The 25,815-nt window shown below is 71.0% G+C and carries 18 protein-coding genes; 11 read left to right on the top strand and 7 right to left on the bottom strand.

Features of this window, described 5'->3' with window-relative positions; all coding sequences use genetic code 11:
• Positions 1-22: 22 nt before the first annotated feature.
• The 3 genes from ACEZDG_RS04845 to ACEZDG_RS04835 all read right to left on the bottom strand — a co-directional run bounded on the left by ACEZDG_RS04845 (position 23) and on the right by ACEZDG_RS04835 (position 2,148).
• On the bottom strand, positions 23-736 hold the full coding sequence (locus ACEZDG_RS04845) for a DUF6193 family natural product biosynthesis protein (RefSeq protein WP_380502755.1): 714 nt from the start codon (positions 734-736) through the stop codon (positions 23-25).
• 96 nt (positions 737-832) lie between these two features.
• A complete protein-coding gene (locus ACEZDG_RS04840; RefSeq protein WP_380502752.1) occupies positions 833-1,534 on the bottom strand; it encodes a DUF2625 family protein in 702 nt (233 codons plus the stop codon).
• 137 nt (positions 1,535-1,671) lie between these two features.
• Positions 1,672-2,148: a hypothetical protein gene (locus ACEZDG_RS04835; RefSeq protein WP_380502749.1), complete on the bottom strand. Its 477-nt coding sequence runs from the start codon at positions 2,146-2,148 to the stop codon at positions 1,672-1,674.
• Positions 2,149-2,482: 334 nt separating this feature from the next.
• Between ACEZDG_RS04835 and ACEZDG_RS04830 the strand changes: the two genes are divergently transcribed.
• Positions 2,483-3,127 carry a dihydrofolate reductase family protein gene (locus ACEZDG_RS04830; RefSeq protein ID WP_380502746.1) on the top strand — a complete coding sequence of 215 codons (645 nt, stop codon included), beginning with the start codon at positions 2,483-2,485 and terminating at the stop codon, positions 3,125-3,127.
• 203 nt (positions 3,128-3,330) lie between these two features.
• On the opposite strand, the gene ACEZDG_RS04825 is transcribed toward ACEZDG_RS04830, so the two are convergent.
• From ACEZDG_RS04825 to ACEZDG_RS04815, 3 genes are all read right to left on the bottom strand, one after another.
• Positions 3,331-6,558, bottom strand: coding sequence for an FG-GAP repeat domain-containing protein (locus ACEZDG_RS04825; protein ID WP_380502743.1), 3,228 nt, complete (start codon positions 6,556-6,558; stop codon positions 3,331-3,333).
• A gap of 711 nt (positions 6,559-7,269) precedes the next feature.
• Positions 7,270-7,824 (bottom strand): SMI1/KNR4 family protein, encoded by a 555-nt coding sequence (locus tag ACEZDG_RS04820; protein WP_380502740.1) that lies wholly within the window; start codon positions 7,822-7,824, stop codon positions 7,270-7,272.
• A 326-nt stretch (positions 7,825-8,150) separates the two neighbouring features.
• Entirely contained in the window at positions 8,151-8,813 is a 663-nt protein-coding gene (locus tag ACEZDG_RS04815) for a TetR/AcrR family transcriptional regulator (protein WP_380502737.1), read from the bottom strand.
• A 58-nt stretch (positions 8,814-8,871) separates the two neighbouring features.
• Here ACEZDG_RS04815 and ACEZDG_RS04810 point away from each other — a divergent pair, with 58 nt between their 5' ends.
• The 9 genes from ACEZDG_RS04810 to ACEZDG_RS04770 all read left to right on the top strand — a co-directional run bounded on the left by ACEZDG_RS04810 (position 8,872) and on the right by ACEZDG_RS04770 (position 20,550).
• Positions 8,872-9,765, top strand: a complete 894-nt coding sequence (locus tag ACEZDG_RS04810; protein ID WP_380502734.1) for an SDR family NAD(P)-dependent oxidoreductase — start codon at positions 8,872-8,874, stop codon at positions 9,763-9,765.
• 75 nt (positions 9,766-9,840) lie between these two features.
• Positions 9,841-10,716: a metalloregulator ArsR/SmtB family transcription factor gene (locus tag ACEZDG_RS04805; protein WP_380502731.1), complete on the top strand. Its 876-nt coding sequence runs from the start codon at positions 9,841-9,843 to the stop codon at positions 10,714-10,716.
• A complete protein-coding gene (locus ACEZDG_RS04800) occupies positions 10,713-11,315 on the top strand; it encodes a dihydrofolate reductase family protein (protein WP_380502728.1) in 603 nt (200 codons plus the stop codon). The genes ACEZDG_RS04805 and ACEZDG_RS04800 overlap by 4 nt, the downstream gene beginning before the upstream one ends.
• 117 nt (positions 11,316-11,432) lie before the next feature.
• A complete protein-coding gene (gene htpG, locus ACEZDG_RS04795; RefSeq protein WP_380502725.1) occupies positions 11,433-13,379 on the top strand; it encodes a molecular chaperone HtpG in 1,947 nt (648 codons plus the stop codon).
• A gap of 113 nt (positions 13,380-13,492) precedes the next feature.
• Positions 13,493-13,894 carry a GntR family transcriptional regulator gene (locus ACEZDG_RS04790; RefSeq protein ID WP_380502722.1) on the top strand — a complete coding sequence of 134 codons (402 nt, stop codon included), beginning with the start codon at positions 13,493-13,495 and terminating at the stop codon, positions 13,892-13,894.
• 5 nt (positions 13,895-13,899) lie between these two features.
• A complete protein-coding gene (locus tag ACEZDG_RS04785; protein ID WP_380502718.1) occupies positions 13,900-14,748 on the top strand; it encodes an ATP-binding cassette domain-containing protein in 849 nt (282 codons plus the stop codon).
• Complete coding sequence (locus ACEZDG_RS04780; RefSeq protein WP_380502715.1) at positions 14,745-15,737, top strand: transporter; 993 nt, start codon at positions 14,745-14,747, stop codon at positions 15,735-15,737. Before ACEZDG_RS04785 ends, ACEZDG_RS04780 begins: the two co-directional genes overlap by 4 nt.
• A 63-nt stretch (positions 15,738-15,800) precedes the next feature.
• The gene (locus tag ACEZDG_RS04775; RefSeq protein ID WP_380502712.1) at positions 15,801-17,114 is read left to right on the top strand and encodes an acyltransferase family protein; all 1,314 of its coding nucleotides are present in this window, start codon (positions 15,801-15,803) and stop codon (positions 17,112-17,114) included.
• Positions 17,115-17,241: 127 nt separating this feature from the next.
• Positions 17,242-20,550 (top strand): family 78 glycoside hydrolase catalytic domain, encoded by a 3,309-nt coding sequence (locus ACEZDG_RS04770; protein ID WP_380502709.1) that lies wholly within the window; start codon positions 17,242-17,244, stop codon positions 20,548-20,550.
• Between the two features lie 50 nt (positions 20,551-20,600).
• Here ACEZDG_RS04770 and ACEZDG_RS04765 read toward each other — a convergent pair whose 3' ends face one another.
• A complete protein-coding gene (locus ACEZDG_RS04765; RefSeq protein ID WP_380502706.1) occupies positions 20,601-24,587 on the bottom strand; it encodes a S8 family serine peptidase in 3,987 nt (1,328 codons plus the stop codon).
• 142 nt (positions 24,588-24,729) lie between these two features.
• On the opposite strand from ACEZDG_RS04765, the gene ACEZDG_RS04760 reads away from it, so the two are divergent.
• Complete coding sequence (locus ACEZDG_RS04760; protein WP_380502703.1) at positions 24,730-25,704, top strand: helix-turn-helix domain-containing protein; 975 nt, start codon at positions 24,730-24,732, stop codon at positions 25,702-25,704.
• Positions 25,705-25,815: the final 111 nt, after the last annotated feature.

Below are 25,815 nucleotides of genomic sequence, written 5' to 3'. Positions count from 1 at the left end.
GGCGTGTGCCCTGCGGCGTGCGTCATGCATCCGATTCGGCGGTCTCCGCGACGGCAGCCAGGTAGGCCACGGCCAAGGCGACAGCCCCTTCCGCCGTGGCGGATTCACCGATCACGTCGCCGCGGGGAGACTCCTCAACGCGGTAGGGGCGCTCGTTGTGCGAGGGGGCGATGGCAACCACGGCGCAGAACGGATAGACGGTGGCAACTCGGAAGCCGAGCGTCCAGTGGCTGGAGAACGGGTACAACTCGCGCAGGCGCGGTTCGGCATGGGCCGCATCAACGAGAAGGCCGAACTCCGGGAAGTCCGGTGCCCCGGCTGCCTGCTCCCGCATCAGGCCCCACTGCACGGCGACGGCTGCGGCCGGCCCGCGTTCGTGTGCCTGGGCCAATTCACTGGAGCCCAAGAACGGCAGCGACTCGTGCAACTCGCGCAGGCTCCTGCCCTCCCCCCACGCTACTCCCGCCTTCACGACGTCCCCCAGGTCCGCCGTGTCCCCAGTGATGAGTTGGACCCCTTGGCTCCAGCCGGAGACACCGAACGAGCGGCGCTGACTTCCGGTGTGGACGAACAGGGGTCCACGATCGGGAACCGAGGCCACGATGCCCGCCGAATGGACTGACGGAGGGCGGCCGGGCACCGTCACCAGGCGGATGTCCAGTCCGGCCGCCAACTGCTCCAAAGCGACGGCCAGGCTGCCCGCAGCGGCCACGTCGGGGTAAAGGTTCGAATCCACTTCCGCAGTGTGCCGTCACAGCGCCATCAAGGGAAGCCGCGACCAGCGGATGTCCAGTTCGGCCGGATCGTGAACAGCCCTGGCCCCGTTGCAGGTCTACGCGGCGCTGAGGAATCCTGGGTCGGCGGTGCCCATCTGTCGGGCGAAGTCGGTGGCGACTCCGAGTATCTCGCGCATAGGCACTGGCCGGCGACTGGTGCCAGCGAGATCCGCGTGGGCCTCCTTCGTCCACAGGAACGGATACACGCTGATTCCCTGCGCGAATGTCAACGCAGCGACGTCCTCAGTCCAGCCCGGCCACCGCAGCCCGTCGTAGAAGGTCTCCAGACGACCCGAAAGCAGCCAGGAGATCCAAGCCGAGTGCCCCATCTCCAATGCCTCCCAAGCAAGGGTGTCAGGAGCGAAGTAGGCCATCTGCCCCGGGGCCCCGGGGCGCCCCGCAGCCGCCGGGTTGTGGCCGTTGAGGGCGAACACCCCACCGAGGACGTCGTGCCCAACGACAAGGCCGACGGTGGGACTCCAAGCAGGGTCGAAGCGCTCCGGGAAGGCGTTGACGTGGGCCAGGCTAGGCATTGTGCGGCCATCCGAGGCTGTCCCGCCTCCGAACACCCGCACCCACCCGCCGTCCAGGACCAAGCCACCGCTGTTCAGCACCAAGCTGCCCAGCGCCGATCGCGCAGTGACCTGCAGCTGAAGCAGACAACGGCGGCCTTCTGCTGGGTCGACCGGCAGTACCTCCAACGGAGCGGCGCTGGTCACGAACAGCTCCTGCAGCTCTGGCCATGCAGGATCGTCCACAGCGCTGGAAGGCCACGGACGTGTTCGTGCCCTACTCGGTGGGCCACTACGGGCCAGGCTTAATACGGCAGGGGCTCGGGGCCGACGTCCGGCCCCTGGGGACATCTGCTCTGTAACCGGCATCGGCTGAGACCAGGTCAGTAGACCAGGATGTCCCAGTGGTTGCCCTCGTTGCAGTACAGGTTGCCGGAGGCGGCCTGCCACTGCGGGTAGCCGTCGCTGCGGTAGCCGATGTAGGTGAAGCTGTTCTGGATGTAGCCGTCGATGCAGGAGTTGCGGGAGACGTCGACCTTGTAGCCGTTGTAGTGGCTGTAGGTCCCCGAGGCGTGGCCCACTTCGGTGCCGCCGGTGATGTTGATGGCGCAGCCGCTGGCCTGCTTGAGGGTGATGATCGTGCTCACCGTGCCGGAGTTGATCTGGTCGAACGAGGTGCAGGTGGGGTTGGACCGGGTGGTGCAGCCGCCACTGGAGCTCCAGGTGATGCCGGCGCTCCTGAACTGACTGGCGGCTGTCGACTGCGACTCCTTGGTGCCGCTGGCTCCCGCCGTGGGCGCCGAGACGGCGAGTGCGGCCATGGCCAGGGCGACGACGGTGACTGCGGTGCGGGGCTTCATCTGCTCTCCTGTGGGGGGTGTGAGGTCAGCGCGAAGAACCGCGCGGAAAGCGGAAGGCGGAAAACAGAAAGCGGAAAGCGGCGCGGAACCAGGATGGCGCAGTGCTGTCTATGCGAGTAGACCCGGGCCTGTGAATTTCGCGTGACGGTCATGTATCTGACAAGTGGCGGGTTCGGGGGCTGGGTGGTTCGGAGACTGCGGCGCTCGCCCGGCCACCCGCCCGCCTCCCCTCGGCCCGGGCGGTGGCTGTGTCGCGCGCGCGGAAGGGGGTCTGTGTCAGTGGGCGCGTCTAGGCTCGGTTCGACGATGGAGTCCGAGTAGGGATGTGAGTGTCGTGTCGCGTGTTCGAGTGCACAATCTCAGCGTGTCGCTGGACGGGTTTGCCGCCGGGGAGGGGCAGGAGCTGGAGGCTCCGTTCGGGCATGCAGGGACCCGGCTGGTCGAGTGGTTCCTGCACACCCGTGCCTTCAATGAGATGCACGGCCAGGCCGGCGGCAGCAGCGGTGTCGACGACGCCCTCGCCTGGACCTGGAAGGCCGGGATCGGGGCGGAGATCATGGGCCGCAACAAGTTCGGCCCGCAGCGCGGGCCGTGGACCGACGAGGAGTGGAAGGGCTGGTGGGGGGACAACCCTCCGTTCCACACCCCGGTGTTCGTGCTGACGCACCACCCGCGCCCGTCCCTGGAGATGGAGGGCGGCACGGTCTTCCACTTCATCGACGCCTCGCCGAAGGAGGCGCTGCGGCAGGCCCGCGAGGCCGCGGGCGGCCTCGACGTGCGGATCGGCGGGGGCCCAACCACGGTCAGGCAGTTCCTCGCGGAGGACCTGGTCGACCACCTCCACGTCGCCATCGTCCCGATCGTCCTGGGCCGCGGTGAGCGGCTGTGGGACGGGCTGGAAGGGATGGAGCAGCGGTTCCAGATCGAGTCGGTGACAACGCCCAGCGGCACCACCCATCTGACCTTCAGCCGTCCGTAGCGACGGACTGCGGTCACCGGGCTGGGGGCGAGAAAGCCCGGGCCCCGGCGGCGCCCTGGGGAAGGGCGACCGCCGGGGTGGTCGAGCATGCTCAGGCGCGGGCGAGGTGGTCTGCGCGGTCGAGTGACCTGGACGAAGTGTCAGGCCCGGCCGTCCCGCTCACCTGCGAGCGCTGTGTCGCCACCCGTGTGTGACCTGGGCGCCTACGGTGTGTCAAGGGCGGCGCCGTCGATGGTGCTCAGCATGTCGGCGCTGGTGGACGTGGTGACGGGGGTGCCGAGGGTGGTCATGGAGGTGCAGGGGATGAAGGTGAACGTGCCGGTGGTGGCGTCGATGCCCTGGAGCTGGGGGCATCCATCGGGGCCGGTGGTTCCGGCCGACGTCAGCATGGTGTAGTCCGCCGTGGCGTAGCCGCTGGTGGCGACGACGGTCTTGGTGCTGTCGGCGGAGCCTGCGGCGATGTTGGGGTCGGTGCTGGTGTAGAGGTCGAGCTCACCGGTGGTGTTGTCGCGTGCCCACAGGGCGGGCAGGCCGCCGATCTGACCGGCGTTGACGATGGTCTTGTCGGCCCAGCCGCTGCCGGAGACGACGGCGAAGGGGCTGTACATGGCAGTACCGTTGGTGGCGGCGTAGTAGCCGAGCTGGTCGCCCTGGATGGCCCAGAGGTCGGCGCTCTCACCGGCACTGATGTTGGGGTAGATCCATGCGCCTGAATAGCCGTCGCTGGTGAGAGCGCCGGCGGGGATGACCTGGCGGCCCAGGTTCGTGCCGGGCAGCTCGTTGCCCTGGGCATCGATGAAGGAGACGGGGAAGACATTGTTGCCGTTCGGAATGAAGGTGGTTCCGTCGCCGGTGTTGCCGGTGCCGCGGTAGATGTTCAGACCACCGTCCGGGGTCCGGACCAGGAGGTCGGGGTTGTGCACAGCGGCGCCGGACATCTGGCCTTCGCTGTCGTCGTCGAGGAAGCCGCTGCTGACGGTGGCGCCGTTCCAGTCGGCGGCGGTGCCGGTGCCGTTCGCGGTGCCCTGGGCGCCGAGCTGGATCGGGGGCGCCAGGGTGTGGTCCGCGTTGCCTTCGTAGAGCCACAGACCGGGGTTGGCAGTGGTGCCCACGCCGATGACGTCGGGGATGTTGTCGTCGTTGAAGTCAGTGGCCAGGGCGACGGTCGGGCCGGTGCCGTACTGGGTGAAGAAATTCTGCTCGGCGGTGGTGGAGATGTTGCCGGCGCTGTCGATGGCGTAGACGTAGAGCTTGTTCGCACCCTGGCCGGGAGGTGTGAGGGTGATGCTGGTCGGACCGGTGCCCGCGGTGGTGCTGACGGTCTGCGGAGGGTTGACGGTGGGCGGCGGCGCGCCCCACGCGTAGGCGTAGGCGACGGTGTCGCTGCTGCCGGCGGCCGGTGTGAAGGTGAAGTCGTTCGTTCCGCCCGCGTTGCGGTCGGGGTTCGGCGAGGGGTACTGGTCGGTGGTGGGGAAGACCGAGGAGCTGATGCCGGGCGGACCGGGGGCGTCGGCGCTGACGGTGAAGTGGCAGGTCGTGGTGGCGGAGTCGTCGGTGCCGTCGTTGGCGGAGACGGTCCAGGTGTAGTCGCCCGAGGGCAGCGCGCCGATGTTCCACTGTGCGACGCCGTCGCTGAGCACGCTGCCGGTGGTGGTGGAGGCGATCTCCGCGCCGTTGTAGGTGGAGTAGGTGAAGTGGGCGGTCATGGTGCTGCCGGGCTCGATGTCGTTGAGCTGGGCCTTGAGGGTGATGGCGGTGTTGCCGACCTTGGAGAACGGCGGACCGGCCGCGGTGCAGGTGGTGTCCGGTGCGGTGTAGGCACTGGTGACGGTGGGCTTGCTGTTGTACTCGACGACCAGGGTGGGAGTGGTGGAGAAGCGCTTGAAGTGGGCCTTGTCGGCGCTCTTCTCATCACCGGTCAGAGCGAAGGTGAGGACAGCGCCCTCCCTGGCCGCGGCGACGGCGGACGCGACCGCGAAGCCGGTGCTGGGCTTGTTGGAGCTGCTGGCCGGGCCAACGGTTTTGGAAGACAGGGCCGGCCCGAACCCGGGGCGGTTCTTCCAGTCGGTGGAGGGGCTGATGGGGCTGGTGGCGAGGTGGGCGCTGACGGTGGCGCTCAGCGAGGCGGAAGCGCTGTAGAGCTCGGTGGTCTTCAGGACAGTGTCTGCGGTGTTGATGGTGGTGCCGTAGACGGCGGAGGGGAGAGTGAACTGGTAGTACGTCTCCTCGCTTCCGATGCAGCTCGGGGAGCCGTTGTAGCCCACGCCCTCGCCCTGGCCCTGCGGCTCGTACGCGGTGCTGTTCCCGGAGTTGGCCGAGTTGGGGCAGCCCTGCTTGACCTCGGCGTAGCCGGGATTCTGGCCGGTCCAGCGGCTCCAGGCGGGGTCGATGAACAGCGGGTAGCGGTTGCTGGTCGCGGTGAGCGCGGCCGGGTCGGGGACCAGGGCCACGGTGTGTCCGCCCACGACCTCGGCCGGCACGCGGGTGCGGTGTGCGGCTGCGCCCGGACCCCGGAAGGTGGGGGCGCCGCTGCCGGCCGCGGGGCTCGCCGACGCCTGCGCGACCGATGCGGCCACGGTGCTCGGCGAGGGCGCGGTGGCCGGGGTGGGCGGGGCTGCGGAAGTGGCTGGAGTGGAGTCCCACATGGTGGGGGCGGGGGCGTAGAAGGCGGCCCGGTGGTGCGTGTCGGTGGCGGTGAGGTTGCCGTCGGCGTCGGCGCTGATGGTCAGGCCCGGGCCGGTGGTGGCCAGGTTCAGCCGGCGCAGCGCCGGATTGGCGGCGGCCTGCGCGGTTTTGACGATCAGTACGTCGCTGACCCCGCCCTGTGCGGTCGCGGTCACGGCGAGGTCGGTGCCGGGCAGGACGTTGTGGTACGTGGCGGTGTCGGCCGACACCGTGGGGACCGGGAGGGCGGTCGGCCAGGCCAGGGACAGTCGCTGGCCGGAGGCGGTCAGGGTGGCCAGCGGCGTGGTGCCGCCCCCGGACAGGACCAGGTCGCCGGCGACGGCGCCCGGACTCAGCGTCCCGTCGGCGTTCCTGTGCAGGGCGGTGTTGATGGCGATCCACCGTCCCGCGTGGAAGACCCGGGTCGGGGTGGCGCTGATGGTGGCGGTGAAGGAACCGCTGGGATTGACGGCGATCTGCTGGGTCGCGGTGGTCAGCGAGTTGATGACGACCGGCTTGCCGCTGGCCTTGGCCTGCCGGGCCGCGGTCGCGGCGGGGGACCGGTCCGCAGGGAGCGCCGCTGCGCTGTGCGCGCTGCCGCCGCCTGCGGCCGCGGCGTGGGCGGCTGCGGCGTGGGCGGGCGCGGCGTGAGCGGGGACGGCGTGAGCGGGGACCGCCAGGCCGGCGACCCCCAGCGCAGTGGTGGTGATCAGGGCGGCAGCGCGCCGGTTTCGGTAGCGCCGGACAGCGGGCGGTCGTGGCTTCACGCCGTTCCTTCCAAGGGGTGACACAGGTGTTGACGGCACGCTAGATCCCGCTGGTGACACCCCACCGAAGTTATTGACAGCAGCTAGGTGATCTTGTCGGGATATGTGCACAAACTTCGCCGGAGCCGCCTCTGATTCTTTGCTTCCCCTTTGCTCAGCGCTGCCCGCACCCAGCCGCAGACCACGATCACGCTGGGCGGGCGTCCTGGATGCGCCGCCGTTGCCACACCGGATCGAGCCGGCTGCCCTGGAGTTGGCTGCGCCCACACCGCGCGTGCCTCGTGCCTGGCCTGCAACTCGGCCCGAAGGCGGCGGGTGCGGTCGATCACGCTGCCCGGATCCTGCTGGTGTGCCGCTCCGCGGGCGCAGCTGAAGTTACTTGATTGCGGCTGCGACGAGTATGGACAGGGCTATCAGGACCAGCCCTACGAGGAGGAGGTCGACCGCGCGTTGGAGCTGCTGGTATTTGGACAGGATGAGCTTTGAGATGGCGACGACGCGGTCTGGGCGCCGGTCGTTGATCATGTGGGTGGCGAGTTCCTCGCGTCCCATTCTGGCCCACCGCTCCCAGCCCTCACCTGAAGGGCCGGCCAGGCGTGGGCGTATGGCGCCCGCTGAACTGTTATTGAGGGGGAGCTGGAATGCCGCCCGGCTGACGCCGTACTGGGCTACTGGGGTGCGCTGGACGTCCGGTGGTGTGCGAGTCGTTGGTCACTGGGTGCGTGCGGCGACGCGTGTCCACCGGTTCAAGTACCACTGGCGGAAGGTGATGCGGCTGGTGGGCGATGGGGCGGGGTGGGGTTGGAGGGGGTCGAGTACGGTGCCGGTCTGCCACCACATGGTTCCGCGTTCGGGCCCGGTGACGGCCAGGCGCAGGAAGTTGCCGCAGCCCTCGTCGGAGATCTGGACGGTTCCGGACTCGAGTTGGGCGTACAGGGGATCGCATTCCTCGTTCCACGCTGTCCGGGCGGTGAGGAAGGTGTCCTCGTCGGGGAAGGAGTCGCGCTGGGGCATGCGGTCCTCGTAGTCCTGCTCCATGCGGTCGCGTTCTTCGGGGCTGCGGAACGGCTGTGCCAGATGCGCGGGGGTGGTGCGACGGTGGTCGTCGTCGAGCCAGTGCCAGCCCGCGGTGTCGTGGCGCAGCGGGTACACGCCCATGCCGCCGTCGCCGACCTCGCGCAGGAACGAGCGGTACTCGGGCGGGAAGGACACGGCGTACTGCCTCTCGGCGGCGGCGACCTCGGCCTCGCTCAGGAGCGGGCCCATGGGGTGGGTCCAGGGCCTGTTCCCGTACTGGGTCGTCACCGCCTCCCGTGCGCCCTTCCAGCTTCCCGGTTCCACAATGATCGGGTCCCTTCCGTGGACCACCGCTACCCCTGACTGCCCTTGACCTTGGCAGGGCGCAGACCGGATGCGCCAGTCCGATTTCCCGATCCCGGGCCGGCTGGCCAAGCGAGGAATCCGCCAGGGGCGTCGAAGGTGTCGGCGTTTGCCGTGACGCGGACACCGCGACCTCCCGATTGTGCTCATTCGTCCTGAGCGCCGAGCGCCGATCGCCTGTGCGACTCCGGCGGCATGACGACTGTGCGGGGCTAGGCAGGTTCCGGTGTCATGCCGGTGATGGTCGCGGTGAGGATGCGGGTCAGGCGGGGTTCGACCTCGATGACGGCGTGGGCCAGGCGGGGGTCGCTGCGGTACAGGGCGGCGACTTCCGGGCCCGGTGTGGCGATCTGCCAGAACGCGCCGGCCAGGGCGACGGCGGTGGCGATCAGGTCGAGGGCGTCGTCCCGGCCGAGCCGGGGGAGTTGTTCCTCCAGCGCGGTGAAGACGCACTCGCGGGCGGCGAGGGTGGCCAGCTTGAAGTCGCGCACGGCGTCGAGCGAGACGTTGCGCTCCAGGTTCAGCGGTGCCTGGGCGAGCAGGTCGCAGAACATGCCGCGCTCGGCGAGCGTCTCCGCGAAGGCCCGTGCCACGGACGCCGGGCCGGGCTCGGTGATCGCTCCGAGCCTGGCGGCGAGGGCGGGCGTCCATTCCTGCCAGCCCGCCGCGGTCAGCCGCAGGAAGATCTCCTCGCGCGTCTCGAAGTACCTCAGCAGCGCTGATTTGTGCATGCCTGCCCTGGCGGCGATGTCGGTCAGCGTCACCTGCCTGATGCCGTGCTCGGCCCCGAGGGCGCGGGCGGCGTCGAGGATGGCGGCCTCGCGCATCTGCTTGGCCTCGGGGGAGCGTGCGCGCTGGAACTCCGGCTTGGACATGGCCCGATTCTAGCGGAACGGAGTTGCGTTATTAACGAAACGGTGTTTTGCTAAAGCTATGCAGCAGACATGGTTCATCACCGGTTCCTCGCGCGGCCTGGGTCGCGCACTCGTCCTCGCCGCCCTCGAAGGCGGCGACCTCGTCGCCGCCACCGCCCGCGACCCCGAGCAACTGGCCGACCTCGCCAAGCAGTTCGGCGACCGGATCCGTCCGATCCGGCTGGACGTCACCGACCCGGCCGCCGCGCGCTCCGCCCTCGCCGAGGCCAAGCAGCGGTTCGGCCGCATCGACGTGCTGGTCAACAACGCCGGCTACGCCAACCTCTCGCCCATCGAGACCACGGCGGACGAGGACTTCCGCGCGCAGTTCGAGACGAACTTCTGGGGTGTGTACAACGTCACCAAGGCAGCCCTGCCGATCCTGCGCGAGCAGAACCACGGCCTGGTGATCCAGATCTCCTCCATGGGCGGACGCGTGGGCGGCTCCCCGGGCATCGCCTCCTACCAGGCGGCCAAGTTCGCCATCGACGGCTTCAGCCGTGTGCTGCGCGCCGAGACCGCCCCGTTCGGGGTCAAGGTCCTCGTGGTCGAACCCAGCGGTTTCCGCACCGACTGGGCGGGCGCCTCGATGACCGTCCACGACATCCCGCAGGCCTACGAGGACACCGTGGGCGCCATGAACAAACGGGCCCGCCAGAGCAGCGAGGGCCCTGCGGGCGACCCGGTCCGCGCCGCCGAGATCCTGGTCCGGACGGCCAAGCGCCAGGACATCCCGGACAACCTGCCGCTCGGAGTCAACGCCGCCGAGGGCTCCGTCGCCCTGGACCGGCGGCTCCTGGAACAGGATCTGAAGTGGCGTCAGGTCAGCCGCTCGGCCGACTTCACCGAGCCCTACCCCGTCCCCTTCCCGCCCGATTCCGCGGCTGACCTCCTGTCCGGTCCCCAGCACTAGAACTACGGGACGGCGCCCCCGCCGGGCCGATATATTCCTTGACACGAATATTCGCCATGGGGAATACTCGCCCTCATGGACGCACTCCTGACCGCCCTGGCGGAGCCGGCCCGCTGGCGGCTCGTCAACCTGCTGGCCGAGCGGCCCCGCTCGGTCGGCGTTCTCGCCCAGCTCACCCAGGCGCGGCAGCCGCAGACGACCAAGCACCTCCAGATCCTGGAGCGCGCCGGCGTCGTCGTCTCCCGGCGCAGCGGCCAGCGGCGCATCTATGCGCTGCAACCCGCTGCGCTGCGGGATCTGGCGGGCGGGCTCAGTCGGCTCGCCGACGCCGCCGAGCAGGCAGGTGACGTGCTTGCGGCCTACGACAGCTACGGGCGCAGCGTCCAGGCCGAGCGGCTCGCCGCGCAGGAGTCCGGGTGGGCCGACGGTCGCTCGTTCAGGTTCCTCCGGTCCCTGCCGGGGCGCCCCGGGCTCGTCTGGCGCCACCTCACCGAGCCCTCCCTGCTCGCCCGCTGGTGGACGCCCGACGACCTGCGCGTCTCCGAGCTCGTCTTCGAGGCGCGACCGGGTGGGCGGATCGTCCAGGAGTACCGCGACGCCGAGGACGCCGACGGCTCCGAGCCGGTCGTCGGGCGTGCGGAGGGAGTCGTCGACGAGGTACGCCCCGGCGAGCGCCTCGCCTACCGGCTCTCCCCGCTGCTTCCCGAGGGCGGCCCCGCCTTCACCGCTCATGTCGACCTGGCCCTCCTGCCCACCGGAGCCGGCACGGAGCTCGACATGCGCTACCGGATCACCGACAGCACGGTCGACTCGGCGGACTTCGTCGCAGGCATCGAGATCGGCTTCGGCCAGAGCCTCGACAAACTCACGGCGGCCGTCGCCGCCGACCGGCACGACAGCACGGACAGCACCGACAGCACCGACCGCACCGACGCAAGGAGCGCGAAATGACGGAGCAGACCGGCGGCCGCAGGGTCGTCACCAAGATGAGCCTCTCCCTCGACGGTCGCTACGCCCGGCCGGGGGACCCCCTGGACATGAGCTGGGTGATGCCGTACGCGCTCACCGACGTCGCCCGGGACCACCTGACCGGCCTCTGGCAGTCGGCCACGACGGCGTTGCTCGGGCGCGTCAACGCCGAGGGCTTCCTCGGCTTCTGGCCCACCGTCATCGGCACGGAGGGTGTCGACCCCCGGGACGAGGGCTTTGCGAAATGGCTCGTCGCCACCGACAAGGTAGTCCTCTCCTCCACCCTCGGCCAGGCACCGTGGGAGCGGACCGAGGTCATCGACAAGCCGACGTCCGAGGTGGTCGCGGACCTGAAGGCGGCCGAAGGCGGAGACATCCTCGTGCTCTCCAGTGCGAGCGTCATCAAGGCGTTGCTGGCGGACGACAAGGTCGACCGGCTGGCGCTCACGATCTTCCCGGTCTTCCTCGGCGGCGGGCCGCGGCTCTTCGACGACGGCCTGCCTGCGGGGCAGTGGTCACTGGTCAGCCAGACCGCAGGCGAGCACGGCACGCTGGCGCTGGTCTACGACCGAGTGCGCTGAACCTGGCCGGATCGACGCCAGGCGGCGCCGCTGCCTGCCAACCGCACTCCGGTGCGCCATAGTTGGCATCCGAACCCGTGATCCGCAACCATTCCACGACCCGAAGGACGACGTGCTGTGACGACCTCTACCGAAACTCTGGAGTTCCAGGCGGAGGCCCGCCAACTGCTGCAGCTGGTGATCCACTCGATCTACTCGAACAAGGACATCTTCCTGCGCGAGCTGATCTCCAACGCCTCCGACGCGCTCGACAAGCTGCGCCTGGAATCCCTCACCGCCCCCGATCGAGCCGTCGACACCTCCGACCTGCACATCACGCTGGAGGTCGACAAGGACGCCCGCACCCTGACGGTGCGGGACAACGGCATCGGCATGACCCGCGACGACGTGGTCGAACTGATCGGCACCATCGCCAAGTCCGGCACCGCCGGCCTGCTGGCCAAGCTCAAGGAGACCCAGGACGCGGAAGCGGCGCAGAGCCTGATCGGGCAGTTCGGCGTCGGCTTCTACTCCGCGTTCATCGCCGCTGACAAGGTCACCCTGCGCACCCGCCGCGCCGGCACCGACCAGGGCACGCTGTGGGAGTCGGACGGCGAGGGCACCTACACCATCCAGGAAGCCCACGACCTGCCGGTCGGCACCTCGGTCACGCTGCACCTCAAGAGCGCCGACACCGAGGACGGACTGGCCGACTACCTCGCTGCCTGGAAGATCCGACAGATCGTCAAGCAGTACTCGGACTTCATCCGCTGGCCCATCCGGATGGCCGCCGAGCGCGCCGACAGCACCGACAGCACCGACAGCACGGACGACACCGGCGGCGCCGACGAGCCGGTGCTGGAGACGCTGAACTCGATGAAGGCGCTGTGGGCCCGCCCGCGCAGCGAGGTGACCGAGGCCGAGTACAGCGAGTTCTACCAGCAGATCAGCCACGACTGGCAGGCCCCGGCCGAGACCGTCCACATGCGCGCCGAAGGCACCTTCGAATACGAGGCGCTGCTGTTCATCCCCTCCCAGGCCCCGTTCGACCTGTTCTCCCGCGACACCAAGCGCGGGGTGCAGCTGTACGTCAAGCGCGTGTTCATCATGGACGACTGCGAAGCGCTGATGCCGAACTACCTGCGCTTCGTCAAGGGCGTCGTCGACGCCCACGACCTCTCCCTGAACGTCTCCCGCGAGATCCTCCAGCACGATCGCCAGATCAACGCCGTGCGGCGGCGCCTGGTCAAGAAGGTCCTCGGGGCGATCAAGGCCATGCAGGCCACCAGGGGCGAGGCCTACACGAAGCTGTGGGAGCAGTTCGGACGAGTCCTCAAGGAAGGGCTGCTCGAGGACCGCGACAACGCGGACCTGCTGCTGGAACTGGTCTCCGCCGACTCCACCCACGACCCGGAGCGCACCACCACGCTGCGCGAGTACGTGGCACGGATGAAGGACGGCCAGGACACGATCTACTACCTGACCGGCGAGACCCGCTCCGTGGTGGAGAACTCCCCGCACATGGAGGCGGTCACCGCCAAGGGCTACGAGGTCCTCGTCCTCACCGACCCCGTCGACGAGGTCTGGGTGGAACAGGTCCCGGGCTTCGACGGCCACCCGTTCCAGTCCATCGCCAAGGGCCAGGTCGACCTCGACCGGTCCGACGAGGACAACGAGCAGGCCAAGGCCGACAAGGACCAGCGCGAGCAGGACTACGCCGCGCTGCTGCCCTGGCTGGAGGCCCGCCTCTCCGAGCACGTCAAGCAGGTGCGCCTCTCCACCCGGCTCACCACCTCCGCCGCGTGCCTGGTCGGCGACGCCCACGACCTGACCCCCACCCTGGAGAAGATGTACCGGGCGATGGGCCAGGAACTGCCCTCCGTCAAGCGGATTCTGGAGCTCAACCCGAGCCACCCCCTGATCGCCGCTCTGCGCCAGGCCCACCAGGACCACCCGGACGAGCAGGCGCTCACCGACACCGCCGAACTGGTCTACGGCAGCGCGCTGCTCGCGGAGGGCGGTGACCTGCCGGACCCCGCCCGTTTCACCCGCCTGCTCACCGAGCGCCTGGCCCGCACCCTGTAGCGGCGGTTCCGGGGCGCCGGGCGCGGTGCGGGACGTACGGGGCGCGGTGCGGATTGGACACGGCCGGAGGCCTTTGCCTACTATCACTAATCAATTAGTGAAAGGGGTATCCGATGGAGTACCACCTCCGCAAGGGCACCGGCGTCCCGGCCTACCAGCAGATCGTGCAGCAGACCGAACAGGCCCTGCGCCTGGGCGCGCTGCGCCCCGGCGACAAGCTGCCCACGGCCCGTGAGGTGGTCGCCGCCACCGCCGTCAACCCCAACACCGTGCTGCGCGCCTACCAGGAGCTGCAGCGCGCGGGGTTGGTCGAGTCCCGGCAGGGCCTCGGCACCTTCGTGGTGGGCACGCTCGGCAGGGGGGACAACGCCAGCGACTCCGGGCTGCGCGAGGAGCTGGAACGCTGGGTGGGCGTGGCTGCCGCGCACGGCCTGGAGCGCGAGGACATTCTCGCGCTCGCCGCGGCCGTGGTCGACGCCCACTACGCGAACGCCTCCCTGCCGGAGCAGGGGTGAACGGGGTGGGCACCGCCCGTACCCCCGCCGTCGAGGCCGTCGGTCTCTGCCTACGCCGGCACCGCCCGCTGCGTGCGCCCGGGCCGATGCTGCTCGCCGACTGCTCGTTCCGCATCCCGCGCGGCGCCGTCTGCGGCCTGGTCGGGCCCAACGGCGCGGGCAAGAGCCTGCTGCTGGCAGCCGCGGCCGGGCTGCTCGCCCCCTCGGCGGGTGTGCTCACCGTCCTTGGCCGCCCGGCCGGCAGCGAGGCGCTCCTGGCCGAGACCGGCTTCGTCGGCCAGCAGCGTCCGCTCTACCACCGACTCACCGTCACCGAACTGCTCTCCATGGGCCGTCGGCTCAACCCCCGCTGGCGGCCGGAGCAGGCCGGGGAACTGCTCGAGCTGGGCCGGATCTCCGGCAGCACCCGGGCCGGCGACCTCTCCGGCGGCCAGCGCACCCTGCTCGCGCTCGCGCTGGCCCGCGGCAAGGCCCCGCACCTGCTGCTCCTCGACGAACCGCTGGCCGATCTCGACCCACTGGTGCGGCGCACCGTACTGGGCCTGCTGCTGGCCGACACCACCGACAACGACAGCACCGTGCTGCTCTCCTCGCACGTCCTGCCCGACCTGGAGGAGGCCGTCGACCACCTGCTGCTGGTGGACGGCGGCCGGATCCGGCTCGCCGGGCCGGTTCCCGAGCTGCTGGCCGCGCACCGGTTCCACGGCAGCCGCCTGGTCCGGGCCGCCGGGCCCACCACCGAACGCCCTTCGCTGGAGGAGCTGGTGGTGCACTACCTCGGCGCGCCGACGGCCGATGCCTGGCTCGCCCCCGGCATGCGTCCGCAGCGCGGCGGAGGGGAGGCGGTCGCATGAGCGCCCCCACGCTGCGCGTCGTGCCGCTGCGGGTCAACCCGCCCCGCCCGGCCCGGATCCCCTTGCCCACCCTGGTCGGGCTCGCCCTGCACCGGCAGCGGACCGCGCTGACGGTCGCCGGGCTCGGCCTGGGCGCCCTGGCCCTGTGGACCCTGCGGACGGTGCACTCCCTGGACGGCGCCCGCGCCGGGCTCGCCTCCGCCGGCTGCACGATCCGCTCCGCTCCCGTCGAATGCGCCCTCGCCCATGAACGCGTCGATTCGGCGCTGCAGTCCGTGCAGCAGCTGCAGCTGGCGCTGGTCGCGGTGCCGCTGCTGGTCGGGGCGCTGCTCGGGGCGCCGCTGGTGGCCCGCGAGTTCGAGCAGGGCACGTACCGACTGGTGTGGACCCAGTCCGTCTCCCGGCAGCGCTGGCTGACCGGTCAGCTGTGCGCCACCGGCGGCGCGGTCGCGCTGATCGGTGCGGCCTGCGCCGCGCTCGGCACGCTGCTGCGGCAGGCGGCCACCCCGGCGCTGTCCTTCGGCAGCAAGGGCTTCGAGGCGCTGCCCTACAACGCCTTCGGGCCGGTCCTCGCGGTGGCGACAGTGCTGGCCTTCGCGGTCGGGGTGCTCTGCGGCCTCGGGTGGCGGCGCACCGTCCCCCCCATCGCCACCACCGTGGCCGGGTACGCGGCGCTGATCGCGGGCTTCACCTGGCTGCGCCGGTTCCTGCTGCCCGGCCTCACCCGCTACCCCCCGCACGGTTACGACCTCGGCCCGGACGACTGGCTGCTGCGCGACGGCGTGGTCACGCCCGGCGGTGAGCGGCTGGGTTATGCGCAGTGCCCGCGGACCGGCTGCCCGGCGGGCTCGCGCACCTTCGACGTCTACCACAGCGCCGGGCAACTGTGGCCGACGCAGTGGGTCCAGGCCGCGCTGATGCTGGCGCTGACAGCTGCGGTCCTGCTGCTGGCCCACCGCGCCCTCCGGCTCACCACCCGGCTCCACTAGAACCTGTCCGGCCGTCTCCAGGGCCTCCTGCCTTGACCTTTCGCACGGGAGAACAGCTTCGCCATGCCCGCATTCACCCAGGTCGCCGCCCGAGCGACCGCGCTCCGCGCTGCCCTCCACCCGTTCCGCCGCCGCCAGGGCCGGGCCGCCGCCCGCCCGGACGGCGGCCCGGACCGGCCTGCCCCCGGCCCGGACGCCCGCGAGGAGCAGCCCGCCCGCCGGAGTAGGTTGGCCGGTGTCGACGGGCTGCGGCTGCTCGCCGCCGCCGGCGTGGCCGGCTACCACTACCTCGGCACCCCCACCCCCGAGTTCTGGGGACCGGGCCCCGGCCGCGACCCGCACCGGGCCGCTCCGCTGCTCCAGGCCGCGGGCGCCTACGGCTGGCTCGGCGTCGAGGCGTTCTTCCTGATCAGCGGGTTCGTCATCTGCATGAGCTGCTGGGGCCGCACTCCGGCCCAGTTCGCGGTCTCCCGGGTGGCGCGGCTCTTCCCGCTCTACTGGGCGGTGGTCCTGCTGATCGCCGCGGCCGGGGCCGTCGCCGCGCTCGCCGGACAGCACCCCTCCGGCTCCACCGACCTGCGCACCGACCTCGGCAATCTGACGATGATCCCCGGCCCGCTGGGTCTGACCGCCACCGACGGCGTCGCCTGGACCCTGTGGGTGGAGGCCCGCTTCTACCTGCTGATGGCGGCCCTGCTCCTGGTCGGCCTGACCTACCGGCGCGCCGTCGCCTTCTGCGCGCTGTGGCTGACGCTGGCCGCGATCGGCCGGGAGCTCCACTCGGCCGTCGCCGACGAGTTCCTGCTCACCCAGTACGCCGGGCTGTTCACCGCGGGCATCGCCCTCTACCTGATGCACCGCTTCGGCCCCAACCTGCTGCTGTGGCTGCTGACCGGCTTCTCCTGGTGCTACACCCTCACCCTGCTCCACGAGCGCGTCGCCCAGCACCGGCTGCCTGCCGCGCTCGGCGGACACGCGCCCAGCTGGGCGGTCTGCGCCGCGGTCCTCACCGGCTTCCTGGCCCTGCTGGCCCTGGTCGGCCCCGGCCCGCTGGGCCGGCTGCGGCTGCGCCCCCTGGTCTACGCGGGTGCGCTGACCTACCCGTTCTACCTGGTCCACCAGAGTCTGGGCATCCCGGTCGTCCGCGGACTGCTCAAGGCCGTGCCCGCCCTCGGCCTGCTGCCGTCGATCGCCCTCGGCCTGGTCTTCTCGCTGCTGCTGGCCGCCGCCCTGCACCGCCTGGTCGACCGCCCGCTCGGCCGCGCCCTGCGCCGGCGCCTCACCGCCGCCCTCGACCCCGCCCCGCTCCACCCGGCGCCGTCGGTCCCGCTCCCACGGGGATCGGTCCAGCGGGCGCCGGTCCGTCATGAGCCTTGACTCGGGTTGCGGGCGGGGATAAGTTCCTGGCGTTCAGCCCATTGAAACCTTTCAATGCTGCGCCGCAGAGACCTCTGCCGGCTGCCGCGTCCTTGTTCCGGGGCAGGCGCGAAACGACTGGAGAAGCATGAAGCCACAGAGCGGATCGGCGCGGGCGATCGTGTCCATGCTGGTGTCGGTGGTCCTGGTGGTCGGTTCGTTCGCGCTGACCGGGTCGGCCACCGCGGCGACCGCGGCGGCGTCGGCCGATCCGGCCGCAGCCAGGGGTGCGGGAGCAGACGGACCCGCACCCACCGGTCTGACGGTGGGTCAGCTCGCGGACCCGGTCGACGTGGAGAACCTGACCGCGCCACTGCTCGGCTGGCAGGTCGGGGCCGGCGCGCAGACCGGTTACCAGGTCCAGGTGGCGACCACCGCCAAGGGCCTGACCGGCAGGCCCGACACCTGGGACTCGGGGCGGGTCGCCGCGGCGCAGAACAGCAGCATCGCCTACGGCGGACCGGCGCTGACCGCCTCGAACGGCTACTACTGGCGGGTGCGCACCTGGGGTGCCGCGGGTCGTGCGTCCGCCTGGTCCGCCCCGGCGCACTTCGGCACCGGACCCGGTGCGAGCTGGGCCGGCGCCTCGGCCGTCTGGGCTGCCAAGGTGACCCCGCCCGGCATGTGGACCGACCTGACCTACACCGGGACGTTCGACATCACGGCCGTCGCCGCCAGCGTGTCGTTCCGGGTGCAGGACACCAACGACCTCTACCTGTGGCAGTTCCGGGCCGACGGCGCCGCCGACCCGGACGCGTTGAAGATGCACGTCGCGGTAGGCGGCGCCTACACCGTGCTGAAGGAGGTGCCCACTCCGTTCCCGCTGCTGGTGGGCCGTGCCTACGACTACCGGATCGTCGCGGCCGGCAGCACCTTCACCACGTACCTCCGGGCGTCCGGGGACACCGACTGGACCCCGGTGGGCACGGTCACCGACTCCACCTACGCCGGCGGCGGAATCGGATTCCGCACCGGGAGCACCGAATCGGCGACGTTCGACAATCTGAACGTCACCGACCCGAGCGGAAAGACGCTCTACAGCAACGACTTCTCCGCGCCGAGCAGTGACTTCTCCTGCGGAACCGTCTCCGGCGGCGCGCTCGCCGTCGGCAAGAGCCAGAACTGCGGCTACAGCCCCTGGCCCGCCACCAATACCAACTGGGCCTTCCTGCGCGGAGATGTGACGCTGAAGGCGCACCGGGGCATCGCCTGGGCGCACCTCTACGCCACCGCGTCCTCGACCAAGCCGGCCAAGCAGTTCGTCTACCGGATGACGCTGAACGGAAAGTTCGTCGGGGCCGGCCCGACCCAACCGGTCGGCTCGGAGACCCGTTACGACGGCTACGACGTGACGTCCCTGCTGAAGCCGGGCGCGGCCAACACCGTCGGGGTGCTCGCCTACACCACCAGCGACCAGCGCTACGAGGCGCTGCTGGTGGTGCGCTACACCGACGGGACGACGCAGGCCCTCGGCTCCGGCCCGTCCTGGACGGCGCTGAACGGCAGCTCCGCGCTGCCGCCCTCGGCCAGCATCGGCACGTCCTACTACACCGCGCCGCAGGAGAACGTCGATGCGGCGGCCTACCCGTTCGGCTTCGACACCCCGGGTTTCGACGACTCGGCCTGGCCCGCCGCCACGGTCAAGGCACCGTTCACCGACCTGGTGGCCACGCCCACGGCCAAGATGCGGCAGCAGATCGAGCGGCCCGCCTCGGTGGTCGAGTACGCCCCCGGCGACTACTTCGTGGACTACGGCCGGACCTGGATCGGCGGGATGTCGCTGAACCTGACCGGCACGGCGGGGCAGGTGGTGGACATCCGCTACGGCGAGGCGACCTCCGCCCCGGACACCGTGCGGTACAAGACCTCGGCCGGCAACACCTACGAGGACAGGTGGACGCTCAAGGCGGGCAGTCAGCGGCTGCAGACCTGGGGCCTGCGGGTCTTCCGCTACGTTCAGGTGACCGGCGCGCCCACCGGGCTGCCGGCCGAGGACTTCACCGCGACCGCCTATGTGTACCCCTTCGACACCGGACTTGCGACGTTCAAGTCCTCGAACAGCAATCTGAACCAGGTCTGGCAGTTCACCAAGAACACCATCCAGGCGGTCAACGAGAACATCTACGTGGACTCCTGGGAGCGTGAGCGCGGCGAGTACGAGGCCGACGACTACCTCCAGCTGATGGCCAACCTCTACACCGGCGGCGACGCCACCCTCGGCACCTACTCCACGCAGTACCTGATGGCCAACCGCACCTGGCCGACCGAGTGGCCGATGTACGCGATCCAGTCCGTGCACGACACCTACCTGCAGACGGGGGACAGCTCGGAGCTGACCCAGGACTACACCGCGCTCCAGGGCAAGCTGCCGGACAAGTGGTTCCAGGCGTCGACCGGCCTGATCGACAAGGCCACCGGCGACACCGGGGCCTCCAGCTCCAGCGACGACGACATCGTGGACTGGCCCGCCGGGGACCGGGACGGCTACGTCTTCACCCCGTACAACACCGTCATCAACGCGATCAGCTACCGGAGTTACACCGACATGGCCGACCTGGCCACGGCGCTCGGCCGGACCGCCGACGCCACGGCCTACACGGCCAAGGCCGAGGCGATCAAGTCGGCGGTCAACGCCAGGATGTGGGACCCGGCCACCGGCACCTACCGGGACGGGCTGAACAGCGACGGGTCGCCGGTCAACCACGACGCGATCCAGGCCGGCGTCTTCGCGGTCGCGTTCGGGCTGGCGAGCCCGAGCCAGGCGGCCTCGGTGGCGAGCTACATCAACACCCGGGGCATGGCCTGCAGCGTCTACTGCGCGGCCTTCCTGTTCCAGGCCCTGTACGCGGGCGACCGGTCGGACGTGGCCGACGCGCTGCTGACGTCGACCGGCACCAACAGCTATATGAACATGATCAACCAGGGCGCCGGCGCGACCATGGAGGCCTGGACCCCGGCGGAGAAGCCGAATCTGACGTACTCCCACCCGTGGGCGGCCTCACCGGCCTTCGACATCCCGCAGGGGATGTTCGGCATCAACCCGACCACCCCCGGCTACGACACCTTCGACATCAAACCGCAGCCGGGCACCGTCGCCTGGGCGGCGATCACCTCACCCAGTGTCAAGGGCGAGATCGGCGCGGCCTACGACACCGTCTCAGGTCGCACCGACGTGGGCGTCTCGGTGCCGGCCAACGCGGTGGCCCGGGTGCTCGTGCCGAATGTCCCGGCCGGGACGACCTCGGTCTACGAGGACGGGCTGCGCACCTCCGGCACCGTCACCGACGGCTACTTCGAGGTGGACCGGGTGCAGCCCGGCTGCCACGTCTTCTCCACCGCCCCCGGGCGGGCCGCCGAGCAGGACCGCAGGCTGACCGGCGTCTGCCCGGACAGGTAGGCGGCGGTGGTGCCCGCCCGCTGTGCGCAGCGGGCGGGCACCGTTGGTCGTCAGTAGCTGAACTGCTGGATCTGCTCGTCGCCGGGGCCGTAGGTCCAGCCGGTGCGGGTTGCCGGGTCGAGCTGGATGGCGTTGTCGGGTCCGTTCTGGCTGCCGACGCTGAAGCCGGTCAGGGTTCGGAGCACCGTTCCCGAGACCAGGTCGACGACGACCAGCTGGCTGGTGGAGTTGTTGTCCGGGATCCACATGCCCGCGCCGAAGTACGCGGTGCCCTGCGGGGTCGCGTAGGAGACGACGGCGATCCTGTGGGTGCCGTCCACGGCGAGGGCGACCGGCTGGCCGAGCCGCACCGGGAGGGCGGGACCGGCAGCGCCGGTGGTCTCGTCGAGGGAGCCGATGACGCTGGTGGGGACGATGTTGACGCTCGGTTCCGTGGCCGAGAGGTTGTAGAGGGTGCCCGCGCCGTCCGAGGCGATGCCGTGGCTGCACTGGGAGGTGGAGCCGACGGCTGCCACCGACCGGGTGGTGAGGTCGATCCGGGCCACCGTCACGCTGCCGAGGCAGTTGAACGGTCCGGCGGCCTTGGCCAGGAGGACGTCACCCGAGGAGGGGTCGATGCTCAGCAGGCTGTAGGCGCCGGCCGGCACTCCCGTGGTGTCGGCGGCGACGGGTTGGCCGGTGGCCGCGGTGCCGAGGTCGACGGGCAGCACGAGGTCGGCCTTGGCGGCGTCGTGCAGGAGCAGGGCGCCCCGGTCGTGGGCCGGGTCCACCCGTCCGCTGACATAGGTGGCGCCGGTCGGCAGTGCGCTGACGCCGAGGAGCGTGCCGGAGCTGGTGTTCCAGGTCTCCACCCGTACGGTGCCGTCGGTGGAGCGGTGCACCAGCAGGGACCGGCCGACGGCGACGCCGACCACGGTGTAGTCGGAACCGGTGCCCGGGTCCGCGGTGATGACGGCGCCGTAGCGGCCGGTCGCGGTCGCGTAGTGCCGGACCTCGGTGCCACCGGACGCGGTGGCGAGGGCCACGACGGAGCCGTCGCCGGCGGTGGCGAAACTGCGCACGGTGGAGCCCTCGGGTGCGGGCCCGTCGTCGAAGACCAGCGTGGACAGCGGGGACGCCTGGCCGACGACCTGCCCCTTGCGGTTCAGGGCCAGTACCCGCACCCCGTAGCTGTCCGAGCTGGTCAGCCCCAGTGCCACCGGGTTCAGCCGGACCGATCCCGAGGTGCCTGTCAGCACGCGGTGCAGGACCGAGGGGCTGTCCACCCCGTTGTCGTCCAGCGCGGTGCCGTTGGCGTCGGTGAACGTGTTCAGCGAGCCGTGCAGGGTGGGGGCGGGCGCGGAGAACTCGACCTCGGCGCTGTGCGCTCCGGCCACGGCCCGTACGTCATAGCGCAGACCGAACTGCGGGGTGGCGCGCGTCACCTCGGCGATGTGTCCGGTGACGCTGTCCGCCCCGGTGAGGGCCGGCGCGGCAGGGCGGTTCGCCGCGGTGCCGCCGTCCACCCGGATCGGTGCGAACTCCCCGTAGGTCACCCGGGTGGGGATCCCGCCGAAGCCGGCCTGGGCGATGCCGATTCCGTAGATCCCGCCGCCGTCGTCGAAGGCGGAGGCCGGAATGGTGACGGTGCCCTTCGGTGACGTCAGCGCCTGGTGCCAGGCCGCGGTGAAGATGGGTGCGAGCGCCGGGTTCCAGTGGCCGTCGGTGGACAGGACGAGCTGCGGCGACGAGGTGCCCGCCACGCCGGTCAGGTCGTAGGACACGGTGACCGGCTTCCCGGCCGCGACGGTGGCCGGGGCCTTGGGGGCGGCGGCCTCGGCGTACGTGCCGTCGGTCGGGCCGACCGCGAGAGTGCGGGTGGCGGTGGCACGGGTCCGGCCGTCGGCCACGACCCGGTAGGTGACGGTGAGGTTCCGGTCGGCGGTGGCGACGACCGGGAGCCCGGCGGCGGTGAGCAGCTGAGTCGGTGTCACCCGTATCGCGGGCTGGTCGGAGCGGAACACGGTGGAGCCGACGGTGAGGGTGTACTGGGCGCGGCCGGTCACCCCGGTGACGTCGCCGGCGAAGGTGACCGGGCCGACCAGGCCCTCGCCGTTGCCGCCCGAGGCGCGGTCGCCGAGGTCGATCCGGTGCGGGTCGCTGGTCTCCAGGAAGGCGCCGCCGAGGTCGCCGATGGTGGTGCGGTGGGCCACGGACAGCCGGACCAGGGCGGGCCCGCCGGTGCCGCGGCCGAGTTCCTTCTGCACGGCGGCGGTGACGTCGATCTGCGGGCCGACGTGCAGGGTCCGGTCGATCTGCGCCGGGGTGGACACGCTGCGGCCGGTCTGCTCCAGGACGCTCCTGACCTGAGCGGGAGTCAAGTGGCGGCCGCTGATCCTTCCGGCCTGCAGCACCACGGCCGCGGCGGCGGCGATCTCGGGGGCGGAGGCGGACGTACCGCCGTTGAGGGACACGTCGACGTCCTGCGGGCTGCCGCCGCGGGGGTGGGAGAACGCGAGGATGTTGTCACTGGGCGCGGAGAGGTCCACCCGGCTGCCGAAGCCGGAGGAGAAGGTGCCGAAGCCGCTGATCCTGGTCTCGGCGGTGGTGGCCTCACCGCCGGGCCCGGCGGACAGCGTGTCGTCCAGGGTGCTGCCGCCGGCGGCCATGGCGCCGCTGTCCGGCACCAGGGAGGGTGTGGTGGACTCGGCGTCGTCGTCGATGACCGTGGCCCGGCGGGAGTCGGCGGCCAGGTCGGTCGGGGTGCTGCCGCCGTCGGGGCCCACCGCTGCCGGGGTGTAGAGACGGGTGCCGTCGTTGGAGGAGATGGACACCACGATGCCGTCGTGCACGATGGCCGTGACCACCGAGCGGATGACCGGATCGTCCTCCAGGTAGCGGCCGGGGAACCCTTCGCTGTCGGTGCCGAAGCCGAGGCTCGCGGTGATCACGTCGGGCCGCGGTGACTGCTGGGCGGCGGCCAGCAGTGCGCCCGCGATCCGGTCGGTGGTCGGCTGCTGCGGCACGACCAGGCGGTAGTTCGCCCCTGGGGCGATGCCGAGCAGGTCGGTATAGCCGGTGCCGGTCGCGTCGGGGCGCTGGCGGTCGTGGGAGAGCGGGGCCATCACGCTGAAGTCCAGCATGACTTCGCCCAGGGAGGGGTCCTGGTTCTCGGTGGAAGCGGCGCCGTCCAGGCCGCCGGTGTCCTTCGCCACGTAGGCGGGGATGAGCGGCATCGACGGCAGGTCGAGGTAGCGCTGTCCGTTCCGGAGCACGGTGGTGGGGCCGTAGCCCTGCACATAGGTGTCGCCGGCGTCGGCCATCGACTGGTCGGTGAGGTCGCCGATCGACACATTGGTGATGGTCTCGCCGGCGCCGGGCTGCTGACCGTAGCGGCCCTGGAGCAGTGAGAAGGCGCCGACCGCGTCCACGCCGCCCGCGTTGAGGAAGGCCTGCGAGGAGTTGGTGAGGGCGTCGTTGGTGGGCACGGCGCCGGACCCGGGTCCGGGTCCGGCCGTGCGGGTGGTCCGCTTCGGGTAGGCCTTCTGCGCTGCCGCCGGTACCGGTACGGCCCCGGTGTTCATGGTGTTCACGTAGCGGTCCGGCTCGGCGTGGGCGATGCCGGGTGCGCCCTGCAGGGCGCGGGCCACGGCCGCCGAGTCCTGCTGGGTGGTCTGCAGGACGTAGGTGCGGTCCAGGCCGGGGGCGGACTGCTGCACCAGCGGGTGCAGCGAGGTGGCTCCCACGGTGCGGAACCTGGCGTCCAGGGCGGGACTGCTGGTGTGCGCGGTCCGGGCCGCGAGGCGGGTGCCGGGCACCGGCTGGCCGGTGACGGTGGTGCTCTGGTCGAGGGTGACCAGGACCTGGCCGGGGACCACGCCCTGACGTTCCTTCGGCGGTGCGGGCGCTGTCTGCCCGGCCGAGTTCGTGTCCAGAGGTGTGCGCACGGACGGGGGTGCGCCGCTCGCGGGCACCGCGACCGTGGCGGACGCGGCGGCCAGAGCGAGGACGATGGCGACACGGGCGAGACTGCCGCCTGGCGTGTGGGCACGTGGCATGGGATACCTTCCGGGAAGAGCAAGCGCATACAGACCGTCTCTCCAGCTGAAGATGTCAACCGCTACGGAAGGGGCACAAGGTTGCGGCAGTGGCCGATGTGCGCCAGGTGGCGGGCAGTGGCCAGCAACGACCGGAGTGTAAATGGAACTTGACGTCCTAGGACTCAGCGCGGAAACACAACTCGTCTACACCGCCCTGGTCGGGATGCCCCGCAGCACCGCGTCGGCGCTCGCCGAGGCGTGCGCGCTGCCGGTGAGTACGACCGGACGGCTGCTGTCCGGCATGGTCAAGGACGGCCTGGCGACCAAATCGGCGAGTCGGCCGCCGCGCTTCACCGTGATCGCCCCGGATGTCGCCGTCACCGCTCTGATCCAGGAGCGCGAGCACCGACTCGACGCGGCCCGTTCCCTGGTACAGCAACTGGTCGAAACACACCGTGAGGCCCACCGGATCAGCAGGCCGGGCATCGCGGTGGAACTGCTGACCGACTGGAAGGAGATCAGCGCGGCAGTCCACCGGCTCACCACCGACTCCCAGGAGCAGGTCCGTGCCTTCGACCGGCCCCCGTACGTCGACCGTCCGGGCAGCAACCTGGACGACCAGGTCCAGCGCCGGCGCACCGGAGTGACCTACCGGGTCATCTACGACCGTGCGGCCGTGGCCTGGCCCGGGCGGCTGGCCGCGGACATCCTGCCGAGCATACGGACCGGTGAGAACGCCCGGGTGCGGAGCGAGTTGCCGCTCAAGCTGGTGATACAGGACAGCCAGGCGGCGATCATTCCGGTCAGCCTGGCGCCGGGAGGCCACTCGGCGGCCTACCTCATCCACCGCTCGCCGATGCTCGCCGCCCTGGAAGCGCTCTTCGAGGCCGAATGGGAACGTGCGGCACCCATGAAGGACACCGGCCCCCAGGCCGAACGGTCCGGGCAGCCCGACGAGGAGACCCGCGCGCTCCTGGTACTGCTCACCGTCGGCAACACGGACGCGGCGATCGCCCGCACCCAGGGCTGGAGCCAGCGCACGACGCAGCGGCGGATCCACCGGCTGATGGCCGAGCTCGGAGCCACCACCCGCTTCCAGGCCGCAGCCCTCGCCGCTCAGCGGGGCTGGCTCTGACGCCGCATCGGAGCGACGTGTCGACAAATGATCATTTCCGCTGCCGTTCATGCCCGCTTCACTGACGCGCCGTGCGTGATCAGTAGGTTTCACACCGCCCCAACCCTTTCC

The sequence above is a fragment of the Streptacidiphilus alkalitolerans genome, assembly GCF_042511045.1.
Lineage (GTDB): Bacteria > Actinomycetota > Actinomycetes > Streptomycetales > Streptomycetaceae > Streptacidiphilus > Streptacidiphilus alkalitolerans.
This window is presented reverse-complemented; position numbering and strand designations above follow the sequence as displayed.

Bases quoted from the DNA above. Each gene is read 5' to 3' on its own strand.
- ACEZDG_RS04835 (WP_380502749.1), bottom strand. From the start codon at position 2,148: ATGAAGCCCCGCACCGCAGTCACCGTCGTCGCCCTGGCCATGGCCGCA.
- ACEZDG_RS04820 (WP_380502740.1), bottom strand. From the start codon at position 7,824: ATGGGCCCGCTCCTGAGCGAGGCCGAGGTCGCCGCCGCCGAGAGGCAG.
- ACEZDG_RS04815 (WP_380502737.1), bottom strand. From the start codon at position 8,813: ATGTCCAAGCCGGAGTTCCAGCGCGCACGCTCCCCCGAGGCCAAGCAG.
- ACEZDG_RS04810 (WP_380502734.1), top strand. From the start codon at position 8,872: ATGCAGCAGACATGGTTCATCACCGGTTCCTCGCGCGGCCTGGGTCGC.
- ACEZDG_RS04805 (WP_380502731.1), top strand. From the start codon at position 9,841: ATGGACGCACTCCTGACCGCCCTGGCGGAGCCGGCCCGCTGGCGGCTC.
- ACEZDG_RS04800 (WP_380502728.1), top strand. From the start codon at position 10,713: ATGACGGAGCAGACCGGCGGCCGCAGGGTCGTCACCAAGATGAGCCTC.
- ACEZDG_RS04790 (WP_380502722.1), top strand. From the start codon at position 13,493: ATGGAGTACCACCTCCGCAAGGGCACCGGCGTCCCGGCCTACCAGCAG.
- ACEZDG_RS04780 (WP_380502715.1), top strand. From the start codon at position 14,745: ATGAGCGCCCCCACGCTGCGCGTCGTGCCGCTGCGGGTCAACCCGCCC.
- ACEZDG_RS04775 (WP_380502712.1), top strand. From the start codon at position 15,801: ATGCCCGCATTCACCCAGGTCGCCGCCCGAGCGACCGCGCTCCGCGCT.
- ACEZDG_RS04770 (WP_380502709.1), top strand. From the start codon at position 17,242: ATGAAGCCACAGAGCGGATCGGCGCGGGCGATCGTGTCCATGCTGGTG.
- ACEZDG_RS04765 (WP_380502706.1), bottom strand. From the start codon at position 24,587: ATGCCACGTGCCCACACGCCAGGCGGCAGTCTCGCCCGTGTCGCCATC.
- ACEZDG_RS04760 (WP_380502703.1), top strand. From the start codon at position 24,730: ATGGAACTTGACGTCCTAGGACTCAGCGCGGAAACACAACTCGTCTAC.